The sequence below is a fragment of the Paraburkholderia tropica genome (assembly GCF_900109265.1).
GTDB lineage: Bacteria > Pseudomonadota > Gammaproteobacteria > Burkholderiales > Burkholderiaceae > Paraburkholderia > Paraburkholderia tropica.
The window spans coordinates 41,552-55,142 of the sequence record NZ_FNZM01000001.1 but is presented as its reverse complement, the minus strand read 5'-3'; the positions used below and the strand labels follow the sequence as shown (position 1 = coordinate 55,142).

At 67.2% G+C, this 13,591-nt stretch carries 14 protein-coding genes; 1 reads left to right on the top strand and 13 read right to left on the bottom strand.

Features of this window, described 5'->3' with window-relative positions:
* Nucleotides 1-50 precede the first annotated feature (50 nt).
* The 12 genes from hypA to BMY06_RS00170 all read right to left on the bottom strand — a co-directional run bounded on the left by hypA (nt 51) and on the right by BMY06_RS00170 (nt 9,410).
* Nucleotides 51-392, bottom strand: coding sequence for a hydrogenase maturation nickel metallochaperone HypA (gene hypA / locus BMY06_RS00220; protein ID WP_074980985.1), 342 nt, complete (start codon nt 390-392; stop codon nt 51-53).
* Nucleotides 385-1,470, bottom strand: coding sequence for a hypothetical protein (locus BMY06_RS00215; protein ID WP_065065316.1), 1,086 nt, complete (start codon nt 1,468-1,470; stop codon nt 385-387). Before BMY06_RS00215 ends, hypA begins: the two co-directional genes overlap by 8 nt.
* Nucleotides 1,467-1,988 (bottom strand): [NiFe]-hydrogenase assembly chaperone HybE, encoded by a 522-nt coding sequence (gene hybE / locus BMY06_RS00210; RefSeq protein ID WP_244144341.1) that lies wholly within the window; start codon nt 1,986-1,988, stop codon nt 1,467-1,469. The genes BMY06_RS00215 and hybE overlap by 4 nt, the downstream gene beginning before the upstream one ends.
* The gene (locus tag BMY06_RS40035; RefSeq protein ID WP_237181397.1) at nt 1,975-2,211 is read right to left on the bottom strand and encodes a rubredoxin; all 237 of its coding nucleotides are present in this window, start codon (nt 2,209-2,211) and stop codon (nt 1,975-1,977) included. Before BMY06_RS40035 ends, hybE begins: the two co-directional genes overlap by 14 nt.
* The gene (locus BMY06_RS00205; protein ID WP_065065319.1) at nt 2,193-3,071 is read right to left on the bottom strand and encodes a hydrogenase expression/formation protein; all 879 of its coding nucleotides are present in this window, start codon (nt 3,069-3,071) and stop codon (nt 2,193-2,195) included. The genes BMY06_RS40035 and BMY06_RS00205 overlap by 19 nt, the downstream gene beginning before the upstream one ends.
* Entirely contained in the window at nt 3,068-3,505 is a 438-nt protein-coding gene (locus BMY06_RS00200; RefSeq protein ID WP_065065320.1) for a thioredoxin domain-containing protein, read from the bottom strand. The genes BMY06_RS00205 and BMY06_RS00200 overlap by 4 nt, the downstream gene beginning before the upstream one ends.
* Nucleotides 3,502-3,849, bottom strand: a complete 348-nt coding sequence (locus tag BMY06_RS00195; protein ID WP_244144342.1) for a HypC/HybG/HupF family hydrogenase formation chaperone — start codon at nt 3,847-3,849, stop codon at nt 3,502-3,504. Before BMY06_RS00195 ends, BMY06_RS00200 begins: the two co-directional genes overlap by 4 nt.
* 5 nt (nt 3,850-3,854) lie before the next feature.
* Nucleotides 3,855-4,541: a HyaD/HybD family hydrogenase maturation endopeptidase gene (locus BMY06_RS00190; RefSeq protein WP_074980981.1), complete on the bottom strand. Its 687-nt coding sequence runs from the start codon at nt 4,539-4,541 to the stop codon at nt 3,855-3,857.
* 1 nt (nt 4,542) lies between these two features.
* Nucleotides 4,543-5,274 carry a Ni/Fe-hydrogenase, b-type cytochrome subunit gene (gene cybH, locus BMY06_RS00185; protein ID WP_065065323.1) on the bottom strand — a complete coding sequence of 244 codons (732 nt, stop codon included), beginning with the start codon at nt 5,272-5,274 and terminating at the stop codon, nt 4,543-4,545.
* Between the two features lie 20 nt (nt 5,275-5,294).
* Nucleotides 5,295-7,085: a nickel-dependent hydrogenase large subunit gene (locus BMY06_RS00180; protein WP_065065324.1), complete on the bottom strand. Its 1,791-nt coding sequence runs from the start codon at nt 7,083-7,085 to the stop codon at nt 5,295-5,297.
* Complete coding sequence (locus BMY06_RS00175; protein ID WP_074980979.1) at nt 7,082-8,200, bottom strand: hydrogenase small subunit; 1,119 nt, start codon at nt 8,198-8,200, stop codon at nt 7,082-7,084. The genes BMY06_RS00180 and BMY06_RS00175 overlap by 4 nt, the downstream gene beginning before the upstream one ends.
* A gap of 163 nt (nt 8,201-8,363) precedes the next feature.
* Nucleotides 8,364-9,410, bottom strand: a complete 1,047-nt coding sequence (locus BMY06_RS00170) for a HoxN/HupN/NixA family nickel/cobalt transporter (RefSeq protein ID WP_065065356.1) — start codon at nt 9,408-9,410, stop codon at nt 8,364-8,366.
* A 695-nt stretch (nt 9,411-10,105) separates the two neighbouring features.
* Between BMY06_RS00170 and BMY06_RS00165 the strand changes: the two genes are divergently transcribed.
* Nucleotides 10,106-10,987: a peptidylprolyl isomerase gene (locus BMY06_RS00165; protein WP_074980977.1), complete on the top strand. Its 882-nt coding sequence runs from the start codon at nt 10,106-10,108 to the stop codon at nt 10,985-10,987.
* 165 nt (nt 10,988-11,152) lie between these two features.
* On the opposite strand, the gene BMY06_RS00160 is transcribed toward BMY06_RS00165, so the two are convergent.
* On the bottom strand, nt 11,153-13,183 hold the full coding sequence (locus BMY06_RS00160) for a methyl-accepting chemotaxis protein (protein ID WP_074980975.1): 2,031 nt from the start codon (nt 13,181-13,183) through the stop codon (nt 11,153-11,155).
* Nucleotides 13,184-13,591: the final 408 nt, after the last annotated feature.

The following is a 13,591-nucleotide window of genomic DNA, read 5'->3' as shown; positions in this document are numbered from 1 at the left end:
CTAGATGCGTCCGGCGCGAACCGGACGCGTTGGATTTCGCGCCGACGCACTCAGTCGACGATCATGCCGGCGACGCGCAAGGTGTCGCCGCCGGTCACGGCCAGTTGGTAGCTGCCGCAGGCTGCGCAGGGTTCGCCGCGGCGCGCGAGCGCCACCTCGTCGCCGCAGCGCAGGCAGAACGCCTGGCCCGGCGGTTCGGCGATTTCCAGGCGCGCGCCGTGCGCGATCGTGTCGCGCAGCACGACGTCGAGCGCGAAACGCAGCGCGCCCACATCGACATTGGCCAGTTGCCCGATTTCCAGTTCGAGCGTGCGCACGCGCGTGGCGTGCTGGCGCGCGGCCTCGTGCTCGACGAGGTCCAGAATGCTGTGCGCGATGGCCATTTCATGCATACGGCTGGGCTCCTTGTAACGCTCCCGAATCGATGACGTGCGCCGCGCCGCGCTGCACGACGATCTCGTGCGCCACGCAGGGGTCGAGCAACAGCGCGAGACGGGCGGCGCGGCGTTGCGCGTCGTCCCAGCTACGCTGCGCGAGCGCCTGGCGCAGCAAGGCGGGCGCGCCGAAATTCCATTGCGTGGGCGGCACGATGCGCCACGCGGCGATCACGCCGTGCTCGACGCGCGCCACGTGCACGAGCAGGCCGCGTGCGCCGCGCGCCCAGCCGATGCCGAGCGCGCCCGCGCGCCAGCCGCCGGAGACGGGCGGTGCGTCGTCGCCGTGAGCGCAGTAGTGCGCGAGGCGTTGTAGCCGCGCGATCAGCAGGCCGGTTGCGAGATCGGGCATCCACGTGGGCGTGTCCCAGAGGTCGGCGTGCGGCGGCGCGTCGGCGTCGGCGGGTCTTGTCGACGATGAACCCGGCGCACACGGTATGCACGGCGCGCCCGCAAGCAGCGCGACGCCCGCGCGATCGACGTAATGCAGCACGCCCGCCGACGTCGCGATGCACGCGCGGTCGGCATCGTGCAGCAGCGTGTTGAGCCAGCGCGCCGGGACGCGCGTGCCGCGCGCGGCCCAGGCGCGTTGGCCGCGGCTATCGAGCGCGAGCCACTGCGCGGCTTGCATGCCGAACACGTGGTCGGCGCACCAGGCCGCAATGGCCGCGTGCGAGTCGAGCTGCGGCCAGAGCGCGAGCGTGCCGGGCGCCCATTGTTCGCCGAGTTCGCCGGGCAGATCGATGAGCCAGCGGCGCAGCGTTTCGCGCGCGGCTTCGAGGCGCACGCGCGCATCGCGCCGGGCGTCGAGCGCGTGCAGCGGGCCCGGTTGCGCGGCCGCGAGCGCCCAGTGAGCCGCGGCGCAGTGCGCATGACGGCACAAGGCGAGCGCGGCGGGCACGAGCGCTTCCGCTTCGGCGACGCGCGCGCCGATCAGCAGGCGTTCGACAGGCAGCGGCTGCCATTCGGCGCTCACGTCGCGGACGCATTTGCTGTCGCCGCGCAGTGTCAGCGTGAGAACGTGGCTGCGGTTCATGGCCGGAGTCCGAACAAACGGCGGCGGCGCGGGTCGGCGGGCGGCGCGGGCGTGGCGACGGCAGCGACGGTGGCATCGGCCGACGCTTCCGGCTCGAACAGCAGACGCAGCACTTCATGCGCGGTGGCGAGCGCGCTGGCCTGATCGGCGAATTGTTGGGCGGGCGAAAACAGCGAGCATTGCCGATACTCGCCGAGCGCATCGAGCCGCGCGGGCACGAACGCGAGCATCGCGCCGGGCAGCGTCACGTCGATGGCGTCCGCCGCGCGCCAGGCCGCGAACGGCGCGTCGTCCGTGGGCAGTTGCAGCAGATTGATGCCCCACGGTGTGACCAGCACGCCGATCCAGCTCGACTGCCAGAGGCGAAAGCCCACGGCCGCGACCGCAAGGCTCGGATTCAGATACGGCAGATCGCGCATGCGCGTGGCGGCGATCTGCGCGAACGCGGCTTCGACGCGGCGCGACGGATCGTGCGCGGGATCGGTGGCGGCGCGGCGAACGACGTCAGGCGCGTGCATCGTCGAGCACCATGAATTGCTCGCGCGCGCCGTCGCAGACGGGGCATTTCCAGTGCGCGGGCAGCGCCGCGAACGGCGTGCCGGGCGCGATGTCCCAGACCGGATCGCCGAGCGCGGGATCGTAGACCCACCAGCAGATCTTGCATTCGAGCCGGCTGGCGGGGCGCAGCGCGCCGTTGTCGCCGAGGTAGCTGCCTTCGAACATCAGTGCGACTCCAGCCATTGCACGATTTCGCGCAGATGCTGCAACGAATCGCGCAGATCGTCGGGCGCGGCGAGCACGACTTCGGGCAGGCGCGTGATCTCGACGGTGTCGAGCAGCACCTTGCTCGTGCCGTCGAAATATCGCACGCGCCAGACGTGGCGCAGCGCCGTGGCCATCACCATGCATTTGCCGTAGCCGGTCGAGAACAACCCGACGCGCCCTTCGCCGAGCATGCCTTCGAGCCACGCGAGATCGTCGGGGCTGACCGGCAGCAGACTGAAGTTGATGGTGTGCTGGCCCGCGCCGCCGGTTTGCACGGCGCGCGCGTGGATGGCGGCGATTTCGCTGGCGAGCGAGGGCGCGTTCATCAGCGTGGCTTCGCCGACGGGCGGAATGGCCGCGTGCGCCGCGCCGCGCGCCGACGCTTCGAACACGACGGACGGCGCGGGCGCGATCTCGACGTAATCGGCGATGCGCTCGCCTTGCGCGCCGAGCGTGATCACGCGCCAGACGCCCGCGTAGCGCGCTTCCTGGATCTGCACGGTCGCGCCGTCGTCGAGTGCGACGCGCGCCGAGACTTCGCCTTCGCCGAAGACCTGCGCGAGCAGGCGATGCGCGTCGGCGTCGAGCGCATCGAGCGGGAAGCGGATGGCTTTGTCCGGCGACGCCAGGCTTTCGAGCGCGTCGATCATGCCGTGCAGCAGATGCAATACGGCGGCGGCGCCAGGCTCGCCCGGCTCGGGGAACGCGGGCGCGCGCCAGGTCTCGACTTCGACGGGCAGCGGCAGACAGGACCAGGCTTCGTCGCCGGGTTGCTGCGGCTGCGAGCCGGGGCCGCTCACGAGCGGCAGGATGGGAATGAAATCGGCGCGGTTCATCGCGTGACTCCCTTGGTTTCCGTGACGCCTGTGGCGGCGCCCGAGGCGCACAGTCGCGCGAACGCCTGCACGTATTCGCGCCAGTCGCGCAGACCTTCGATCGTGCCGGCGAGCGCGCCGAAGTGGAGGAACACCAGCGCGGGCTGGCGCAGCACGCCGAAGCGGCGCGCGAGCGCGACGGCGGCGGGCGGGCAGGCGTAGGCGACCGTGAAGGCGTCGTCGCCGAATTGACGCAGCAGCTCGGGCAGGATCACGAGCAGGTCGGCGAATTCGGGGCGCTGCGCGGGATTGTCGAGCGGCAGCAGCACGAGTTGCGCGGCGCGCGCGGCCACGCCGTCGAGCGTGTGCTCGTCGACTTCCACGTAGCCGTGGCGCGCGAGGCGTTCGCGCAGCGTGTCGAGGGTCGGGCCGCCGGAAAGCGTTGCGAGCGTCATGATGGGGTATCCGAAGTGTCCGGTGAACCGGCGCGCGTGCGCAGATGCGCGGGCAGGGACGGCTCGCGGTTCGTGAGGTCGGCGAAAAAGCGGTCGAGGCCCGCTGCCGCCTGCGTGCTGTCGATCTCGCCGCGTGCGATGGCTTCGAGCGCGTCGAGCGCCGCGTCGATGTCGCGCGCGCGGTCGGCGTCGATCACCTCGCGCGCCGCGCCGAGGAAGGTGAGCACCCACGCGCCCGCGGGCAGCGGGCCGGTGAGCGCGAGATCGACGGCGCACGCGCCGTGACGCGTGACCGCCTGCGCGACGAGACCTTCGGCGCAGACGATGCGTGCGGGAATGCTCATGCACATCAGACGTTCTCCTGTGGGCGCCAGAAGCGCGTGTCGCCGTCGCGGTTCGCGAGGCGCTCGCTCGGGCGTCCGTTTTCGTAGGCCGCGAGCGCGAGGCTCGCCGCGTTCAGCGGCTCGGCGCCAGAAGGTGACGCGGAGGAAGCCGGCCGCGCGCGCGGCGCGGCCTGCCAGCGTTCGAGGAAACGACAGGCTTGCGCGATAGCCGGTTCGATCTGCGCTTTCACGGCGTCGCGCAGGCTGCCGCCGAAGTCGTCGAGTTCGACCGGCTGCACGCCGATCAGCACGATTTCCTGCGGATAGTTGCCCTTGAGCTGCGCGCAGGCGAGCACGTCGGCGAAACCCATCTGATGCAGGCTCATGCGGCGCGCCTGCAGGCAAACGGGTACCTCGTCGCCTTCGCGCACGTCGAGCGTGCCGGGCGCGAGACCGAAGTCGATCGCGTCGAACACGATCAGCTTGTGCGCCGACTCCACGAGCGGCAGCAGCGCGAGACCTTGCGTGCCGCCGTCGACGAGTTCGACGTTCGGCGCGCAGGCGTATTGCGCGTTGAGCGCCTCGACGGCGCGCACGCCGAAGCCTTCGTCGGCCCACAGCACGTTGCCGATGCCGAGCACGACGATGTGCGGCGGCGCTGCTTGAGGCGCGCGTTGCGGCACGTCTTGCGAATGAGAGATCGAGTCGCGCATGTCAGTTCTTGAACATGCGGAAGCCGCTGATCATCGTCGAGATCATGCTTTGCTTCGACATGATGTCTTCGCGAATCGCCGCATACACGTGGATCATCACGAACAGCACGATGCTCCACATGCCCAGACGGTGCCAGCTATGCAGCGCGAGACTGTTGCCGCCGACGAGCGAGATGACCCAGCCGAACGTGTGCGAGGCCCAGCTCGTCGTGCCGAGGCCTTCGCCATAGAGCGCGAAACCGCTCACGCACATCAGCACCGCGACGATGAAAAAGCCGCACATCGCGAGTTGACCGAGCGGGTTGTGGCCGACGTATTTCTTCGGATAGCGCGCGAGGAACAGATACCAGCGGAACTCGTAAAAAAGTTCGCGCCACCACTGCGGATCCCAGACCGGCACGAGAAATATCTCGCGCGAGAAGTGATTGCCGAAGAACGCCCAGCACACGCGGAACACGAGCCCCACGGCGAGCACGTAACCCGCCGTGAAGTGCGCGAAGCGCAGCCAGCCCATCATGAAATGCGCGCTCGCCTCGCCCGAGAGCGTGGGAAAAACCGGCTTGCCGATCAGAAAGCCCGTGCCGGTCAGCACGATCACCGCGAGCACGGTGAGCCAGTGCCACAGCCGCACGGGAGCCTGATAGACATAGACCGACGTGACGCGCTTGCCTTCGAATTCGGCGGGCGCGTTGCCGTCGAAACTGTAGGTCTTGAGTTGCTTTTGCCTGGACATTGCGACCTCGCTTGCGCGCCTCAGCGCACCTGAACGTTGACGAGTTCCTCGCCCGCCGGCCCGATCACATGCGTCGAGCAGGCGAGACACGGGTCGAAGCTGTGCAGCGTGCGCAGGATTTCGAGCGGCTCGTCGGGCTTCGCCATCTTCGTGTTCATGAGGCTGGCCTCGAACGCGCCGATCTGGCCTTGCTCGTCGCGCGGCGAGCCGTTCCACGTGGTGGGGACGATGCACTGGTAGTTGTCGATCTTCGTGTCGCGGATCTGGATCCAGTGACCGAGCGCGCCGCGCGGCGCCTCGGTGAAACCGACGCCCTTGACCTGCGCGGGCCACGACGCGGGCTCCCATTTGTCGACGTTCGCGGTGGCCGTGTCGCCGGCTTTGAGATTGCCGATCAGGCGGTCGAAGAAGTACTTCATCTTCGTGGCGGCCCAGTCGGCTTCGAGCGCGCGCGCCGCCGTGCGGCCGAGCGTGGAATTGAGCGCGGAAACCGGCGCGCCGAGCTTCGCGAGCAGCGCGTCCACCGGCTCGCGAATGTCCGCGCGATTCTGGTGATAACCGATCAGATAGCGCGCGAGCGGCCCCACCTCCATCGCGTGGCCGCGCCAGCGCGGCGCCTTGATCCACGAATACTTGCCCGATTCGTCGATCTGCTCGATCTTCGTGCGATGGCCCTTGGTCGCGCCACCCAGTTCGAAATGCGGCTCCGTCACGCCCTCGAACGGATGCAGGCCCTGCTTGCCGTCCGGATAGCGATACCACGAGTGCGCGACGAACTCCTGCACTTCCTCGGGGTTGTGCAGATCGACGGGCAGGATCTCGTTGAAGTTGCCGTTCACCACGGCGCCGCGCGGCACCAGCAGGTTCTTGTCGCCGTAGTCGTTGGCGTGGTCGGGGAAGTCGCCGTACGAGAGCACCGATTGCCCCGAAATGCCGCCGCCGATCGCGGCCCAATCCTTGTAGAACGAGGCGATGGCGACGACGTCGGGCAGATACACCTGCTGCACGAATTCGATCGTGCGGTCGATGATCTGCGAGACGAGATTCAGACGCTCCATGTTGACCGCGCCGACCGCGCCCACGTCGTCGATATTGATCGCGCAGGGCACGCCGCCGACGAGCCAGTTCGGATGCGGATTCTTGCCGCCGAACACCGTATGCACCTTGACGATTTCCTTCTGGAAATCGAGCGCTTCGAGGTAATGCGCGACCGCCATCAGATTGGCTTCGGGCGGCAGCTTGTAGGCCGGATGGCCCCAGTAGCCGTTGCGGAACGGCCCGAGCTGGCCCGAATCGACGAAACGCTTCAGCCGCGATTGCAGATCGCGGAAGTAACCCGGCGAGGACAGTGGCCAGTCGGAAATGCTCTGCGCGAGTTCGGAGGTGCGCTTCGGGTCCGCGTTGAGCGCGCTCACCACGTCGACCCAGTCGAGCGCGTGCAGGTGATAGAAGTGCACGAGGTGGTCGTGCACCCACAGCGTGGCCTGCATGAGATTGCGGATGAGATTCGCATTCTCGGGAATCGCGATGCCGAGCGCGTTCTCCACCGCGCGCACCGACGTGAGCGCGTGCGTGCCCGTGCAGACGCCGCAGATGCGTTCGACGAAGGCCCACGCGTCGCGCGGATCGCGGCCGCGCAGGATCACTTCGAGACCACGCCACATCGTGCCCGTGGAGACGGCGTTGGTGATGACGTTGTTGCTGTCGAGATTGACTTCGCAGCGCATGTGGCCTTCGATGCGCGTGACCGGGTCGACGATCACGCGGCGGCCGCTGTTGTCGAGCGTGAAGCCCTGGGTTGCGTAGCTCATTGCCGCGGCTCCTGATGGTTATTGTTGTCGTGGATCTCGTGCAGCGGCTTGAGGTCGGTGCGCTTGAGCACGGTGCTCTTGATCGCGCTGACGACCGCATGCGCGGCGATGGCCGCGCCCGCCACGCCGGCGACGCTCATGCCGATGCGGTCGGCGTTCTGCTCGATGCCGAACTGGTTGATGTCGACCACGCGGTCGTAGAAGGAACCCTTGTCCCAGAAGCCGTTTTCGGAGCAGCCGAGACAGCCGTGGCCCGACTGGATCGGGAACGACACGCCGTCGTTCCAGCGCACCGTCGAGCAGGCGTTGTAGGTGGTCGGGCCCTTGCAGCCCATCTTGTAGAGGCAGTAGCCCTTGCGCGCGCCTTCGTCGTCCCAGCTTTCGACGAATTGGCCCGCGTCGAAGTGCGGACGCCGGTAGCATTTGTCGTGGATGCGCTGGCCGTAGAACATCTTCGGGCGGCCCTGGCGGTCGAGCGGCGGCAGTCGGTCGAACGTGACCATGTAGGTGATCACGGCGGCCATCACTTCAGGAATGGGCGGGCAGCCCGGCACCTTGACGATGGGCTTGTCGAGGATCACGTCGGCGATCGGCGTGGCGCGCGTGGGATTGGGCTTCGCCGCCTGCACGCAGCCCCACGAGGCGCACGCGCCCCACGCGATGACGGCCTTGGCGTCGGCGCTCACGCGCTTGAGCTTTTCGACGAAGGGCTCGCCGCCGGGGAAGCAGAACATGCCGTCTTCGTTGAGCGGCGGATTGCCTTCCACGGCGACGATGTAGTTGCCCTTGTACTTCGTGCGGATGTCTTCGAGGATCGCCTCGGCCTGGTGGCCGGCGGCGGCCATGATCGTGTCGTCGTAGTCGAGCGAGATCATGGAGAGAATCGCGTCCTTCGCGAGCGGGTGCGCGCTGCGGATGAACGATTCGGTGCAGCACGTGCATTCGAGCCCGTGCAGCCAGATCACCGGCGTGCGCGGACGGGTTTCGAGCGCGTGTGCGATGCGCGGCACGAACGCCGAACCGAGACCGAGCGCGGTGGCCGTGAGACTGCAGAACTTCAGGAAGCTGCGCCGCGTCACACCCTGTGCGCGCATGGCGTCGTAGAACGTCTCCAAGATGGCCTCCTTGATGGACCGTGTGGGCTGCGAAAAATTGGAATGATCTGGCCTGGGTGGCCATCTTGTTTTGACCGGAGTCAATTCAGATTGGCTATCGGATAATTCCGATGCGTGAGGGCTTATTCAGCGGCACGCCGAGATGCGGGACTGTCAGAATTCGTCAGGAATGACCGGCCGGCGTGCGCGATGCGGGCGTGCCGGATCGGGCGCGAAAGCGCGCCATCGAGGCGAGCCAGCCGGCGGCGAACAAACCGGCCACGATGAACCCGCCGAGACCCAGCTGGTCGCCGAGCGTATCGGCGGCGCGCCAGACGCCCCCTTCGAGATGGAGACGCTGGCCGATCAGCGAGAGTGCTTCGATGCCGCCCACGACGACCGCCACGACGACCGAGAGCGCGGTCATCGACAGGTTGTAGCGCAGCTTGCGCAACGGGTCGTCGAGCGCCCAGCCGTAGGCGCCCAGCATGAGCAGGCTGTCGGTGGTGTCGGCGAGCGTCATGCCCGCGGTGAAAAGCGCGGGGAACACGAGGATCGCCCAGATCGGCAGGTCCTGCGTGGCGCTCGCGGCGGCGATGCCGAGCAGGCCGATCTCGCTCGCGGTGTCGAAACCCAGACCGAACAGGAAGCCGAGGAAATACATATGCCAGCCGCGCGTCACGAGCCGCATGAGCGGACGCAGCAGCCGCGCGATCAGACCGCGGCCCGCGAGCAGCACGTCGAGATCGGCTTCGCTCCAGGCCTCGCCGCGCCGTACGCGCCGGTAGGTGCGCAGGACCGAGCGCAGGATCAGCAGATTGAATAGCGCGATGGCGAACAGGAACGCCGCCGAAACGCAGGTGCCGATCAGCGCGCCGGTGTCGCGAAAGCGCTCCAGAGGACCTTGAAACGAGGCGGCCGTCGCGGCGATCGCCATGGTGGCGATGACAACGATCGTCGAGTGGCCGAGCGAGAACGCAAGGCCGACTTCGAGCGGACGCTGTCCGGCTTGCATGAGCTTGCGCGTGACGTTGTCGATGGCGGCGATGTGATCGGCGTCAAACGCGTGGCGCAGACCGAGCGACCAGGCCAGCAGGCTCGTGCCGAGCAGCGCGGGATGATCGCGGAAAACGCAGATGGCCCACAGCCACGCACCCGTATTCAGGGCCAGCAGGAAGGCGTAGAGGGCGGCGATCTTGTGGCGCAAAGGCGGCCGGGAGGCGGGCGTCATGAAGCGGTGCTCGGGCTGGTGCGGGGTGCCGGGCGCCTGGCGCGTTGGCGAATCGGCGCTCAGGCGAAATTGAGCGCGCACGGTAACAGCATCGAGTGATTGCGAGCGCGGGTTTTGCGTGATGGTTGATCGGGCGCAAGGGGGCGGTGCGCGCGGATTTTGGCGGGGTGCCGGAGGATGATGAGCGGACAGTGTGAGCGGATGGATTCGCCGGCGTGTGCGGTGCTCGCCGAAAGTCTGGCGCGAACTTCGCCGCCGCTTCGCAGCCCCTGCGCAGCACCCCAAAGTTTTCCACAGTTTTCGTTGATAGCCCTGTGAGTAACCTTGGGGTGAGTGCGCCAACTTGCTGATGAATAAGCGTTTTCCCCCGCGATGCCCCGTTTTGGCACACCCCGCCGTGTGCCGCAAAAACAGGCACCATCTTGTCCACAGAAATTGTTGGCAGCCCTGTGGACAAGCTGTCTGCATCTCTGCCAGGCCGTTGATCTGGCAGCGATTCCTCGCAACGGACACTCAGTAAGCCACCTCAGCAGCTCCATTCATGTGCTGACCTAAGTCACATCCCGGGTGACTACTTTTTAGCTTTGACACTTGCTGACGCATTCCTGAGCGAAGTTCCGCTAGATTCCCTCGATTGGCCTTCCGCCGCGAAGCGCACACGCATTCAAACCTTGGAGTTCCCCGCAGTGATCCGCATGTCCCACCTGATCCGCACGCTGTGCGTGACCGCATTCGCTTCCGTGGCTGTCAGCACCGTGCTGCCCACGCTCACCCACGCGGCCGGCGAATCCGGCGCGACGTCGCAGTCGGCGGCGTTGCCGGCCGGCGCGGTCGCCGTCGTCAACGGCGTGGCCATTCCTCAGTCCGCGCTCGACGACACCGTCCGCAAAGTCACCGCCAACGGCGCACCCGACGCGCCGCAACTGCGCGCAGCGCTGCGCGACGGTCTGATCGCCCGCGAACTGCTGCGTCAGCAAGCCGTCCACGACCACTTCGACAAGCGTCCCGAAGTCGCCCAGGTGCCAGAGGCTGAGAAGACCGACATGGCGATCCGCGCGTGGCTCGAAGCGAACGTGCGCGCCGCCGATCCGACCGAGCGCCAGATCAAGGCGCGGTACACCACCGTGAACGCCGAACTCGGCCAGTACGAGTTCAAGCCGCAACTGATCGTCGTTGCCGATCAGGCCGCAGCGCAAAACGCGATCGCGCAATTGAAGGCAGGGCAGACGTTCGACGCCGTGGCGAAGCAGGTCAGCCTGGCGCCGTCGAAGGCGAACGGCGGCCAGATGCCGTGGGTGAGCTTCAAGACGCCCGTGGTCGACGGCAAGACGCGCGGCGTGCCGACGGACGTCGCGCAAGCCCTCGCGCAGTTGCAGGTGGGCGGCGTCGCGCCGCAGCCGGTCAAGTCGGACGACGCGTGGGTCGTCGTCAAGCTGCAGGACAAGCGTCCGATGAAGGTGCAGAGCTACGCCGAAGTGAAGGACGAAATCCGTCGTCAACTGAAGGCCGAAGCGCTGGACGCCGCTGTGAACCAGCGCGTGCAGTCGCTCGCGAGCCGCGCGACCATCGTGCGTTAAAACCTTTGCGCGAAGCCGCGTGCTTTGCGGCCATATTCGCGGCCAACTTCGCATGCCGAATTTCGTATTCCAAAATTCGCAGTCGATAAAAAAAGCCGGACGGCGCGCCATACGCCGTCCGGCTTTTTCGTTGCGGCCCGCGCGCCGAAGCGCACCAACTTTCGCCTAGCCGCGCACCTTGAACACGCTCACGAGTTCCGCGAGCGTCGCGGCCTGTTCGGACAAAGCGGCGGCGGCGCGCTCGGCGTCGCCGACCAGCACGGCATTTTGCTGCGTGGCCTCGCCGATCTGCGAGACCGCGATGTTCACCTGCTCGATGCCGCCCGACTGTTCGCGCGAGGCTACGCTGATCTCGGCGATGATCGAGCGCACCTCTTCCACGCGCGTGACGATCGCGCGCATCGTCGTGCTCGCTTCGCCCGCGATACGGTAGCCGGTATCGACGGTCGAGGTCGATTCGGTGATCAGTTCCGCGATCTCCTTGGCCGCTGCCGCGCTGCGCTGCGCGAGCGCGCGCACCTCGCTCGCCACCACGGCGAAGCCCTTGCCGTGCTCGCCCGCGCGCGCCGCTTCCACGGCGGCGTTGAGCGCGAGGATGTTGGTCTGGAACGCGATGCCGTCGATCACGCTCGTGATGTCGCCGATCTTCTGCGAGGCGCGGCTGATGTCCTGCATCGTCGCCACCACGCGTTCGACGGCGCGGCCGCCTTCGAGCGCGGCCTCGGCGGCGCCCGTCACCACGGTGTTGGCGCGTTGTGCGTGGTCGGCGTTCTGCTGCACGGTCGAGGTGATCTCTTCCATGCTCGCGGCCGTTTCTTCGAGGCTGCTCGCCTGACTCGCGATCCGTTCGGCGATCTCGCCGCTGCCCTGGGCGATGCGCGAGGTGCCGTCGCTCATTTGCGCGCTCGCGCTGCGCACCTGCGAGACGATCTGCGCGAGCCCCACGCCGATGCCGTCGATCGCGCGCGTGAGGCGGCCGATTTCGTCGGCGCCCTGGTTCTGCGCGTCGTCGAGCGAGGGGGATGATACGGATGATGCTTGCATCGACTGCGCGCCGCGCGGATCGAGCGACGCGCCGATGCGCACCGTGAGGTCGCCCGCCGCGAGCCGGCCGGCGGCGTGCGCGGCGGCGTCGAGCGGCTGGCTCACCATGCGGCGCGCGGCGTAGATCGAAAGCGCGGCGAACAGCACCACGAGCACGAAGCCGATCGCGGCGAAGCGGTTACGCGTGGCGTTCACTTCGGCCATGATCTCGTCGCGCGGCACCACGCCGCCCACGAGCCATTGCCATTGCGGCGCGCTCACGAACGAGACCAGTTTCGCGCGTGAGTCGCGCTCGCCGAGCGAGGCGTCCGCGCCCGTGAACTCGAAGGTGCCTTCGCCGGCTTCGAGCATGCGCGTGTAGGGCGCGTTGGCGTCGTCGTAATGCTTGCCCGCGTCGGCCGGATGGACGATGAAATTGCCGCGCGTGGCGCCGTTCGACGCATCCAGCACGAAGTAATAGCCGGTCTGGCCGAGCTTGAGCTTGCCGATTTCCGACTTGATCGCGTCGATCTGCTTGTCGACGTCGACGCCCACGAACAGCGCGCCGATCACCTTGCCGCCGGCGTCCGTGATCGGCCGGTATTCGGTGATGTATTGCTTGCCGAACAGTTGCGCGAGGCCCGCGTAGCTGCGTCCGCCGACGATCGGCTCGTAAGCCGGACCCTTGCGGTCGAGCAGCGTGCCGATCGCGCGCGAGCCGTCCTGCTTCTTGAGCGAGGTCGTCACGCGCACGAAGTCGTCGCCGCTGCGCGCGAACACGGTCGCGATGGCGCCGCTGCGTGCGAGGAATTGATCGGGGATCGAGAAGTCGAGATTCAGCACGTGGTCGCCGACCTTGAAGGTCGGCGTGGCCTTGCCGTTGATGTCGACGGTCTGCGCGGGATCGAGCGCGAACTCGCCGGGCAGGAAGCTCGCGAAGAGCGACATCGAGCGGTCGACTTCGGCGTCGAGTGCGCTGTCGATGAGGGCGATCGTCGAGGCGACCGAATGGTCTTTCTCGGCGATGCGCGCGCGCACCTGGTCGCCGACCTGGTTGGCGGCGCTGTTCGTGAGCGCCCATGTGAAGGCCGCGAAGATCGCGGCGACGAGCACGCACGAAAGTAGCGCGAGCCGCACGCCGACGCTCGTGCGTCGCTGGACGGATGGAATCATTGAAGCGGTTCCTGAAAAGAATAATGCGGAGGGACCGGGCGCTTTCGAAGCGCTGGCAAACGATTTACGGCCAGCTTCGTGAATCCTTGAGGGGTACGCGAAAAAATGTGCGGCGATGCAACGAAACGCGCGGCACAGACAAGAAAATCCGCGATACATCGCGATTTTTGCGTTATATCTTCGGATGAATATCGCTCGCGGCGCGCGTGCGCACGATGCATCAACCGCAATAATTGCGCGTTAGCCACGCGTTAGCAGCATGCACTCAATACTTCGCACACGAAAATAATGCATTCCGATCCGCGCAATAAATGGGAATGCACGGCGCAACAAAAAAAGCGCGCGACGGCGGTGACCGTCGCGCGCTCAGTTTGAACAATGTGTTTGAAAAAGGATCGTGCGCTGAGG

Coding starts and splice junctions, on each gene's coding strand:
- BMY06_RS00195 (WP_244144342.1), bottom strand. CDS start 3,849: ATGAGCATTCCCGCACGCATCGTCTGCGCCGAAGGTCTCGTCGCGCAG.
- BMY06_RS00160 (WP_074980975.1), bottom strand. CDS start 13,183: ATGATTCCATCCGTCCAGCGACGCACGAGCGTCGGCGTGCGGCTCGCG.
- cybH (WP_065065323.1), bottom strand. CDS start 5,274: ATGTCCAGGCAAAAGCAACTCAAGACCTACAGTTTCGACGGCAACGCG.
- BMY06_RS40035 (WP_237181397.1), bottom strand. CDS start 2,211: ATGGCTGGAGTCGCACTGATGTTCGAAGGCAGCTACCTCGGCGACAAC.
- BMY06_RS00200 (WP_065065320.1), bottom strand. CDS start 3,505: ATGACGCTCGCAACGCTTTCCGGCGGCCCGACCCTCGACACGCTGCGC.
- BMY06_RS00165 (WP_074980977.1), top strand. CDS start 10,106: ATGTCCCACCTGATCCGCACGCTGTGCGTGACCGCATTCGCTTCCGTG.
- BMY06_RS00215 (WP_065065316.1), bottom strand. CDS start 1,470: ATGAACCGCAGCCACGTTCTCACGCTGACACTGCGCGGCGACAGCAAA.
- BMY06_RS00170 (WP_065065356.1), bottom strand. CDS start 9,410: ATGACGCCCGCCTCCCGGCCGCCTTTGCGCCACAAGATCGCCGCCCTC.
- BMY06_RS00190 (WP_074980981.1), bottom strand. CDS start 4,541: ATGCGCGACTCGATCTCTCATTCGCAAGACGTGCCGCAACGCGCGCCT.
- BMY06_RS00180 (WP_065065324.1), bottom strand. CDS start 7,085: ATGAGCTACGCAACCCAGGGCTTCACGCTCGACAACAGCGGCCGCCGC.
- hypA (WP_074980985.1), bottom strand. CDS start 392: ATGCATGAAATGGCCATCGCGCACAGCATTCTGGACCTCGTCGAGCAC.
- hybE (WP_244144341.1), bottom strand. CDS start 1,988: ATGCACGCGCCTGACGTCGTTCGCCGCGCCGCCACCGATCCCGCGCAC.
- BMY06_RS00205 (WP_065065319.1), bottom strand. CDS start 3,071: ATGAACCGCGCCGATTTCATTCCCATCCTGCCGCTCGTGAGCGGCCCC.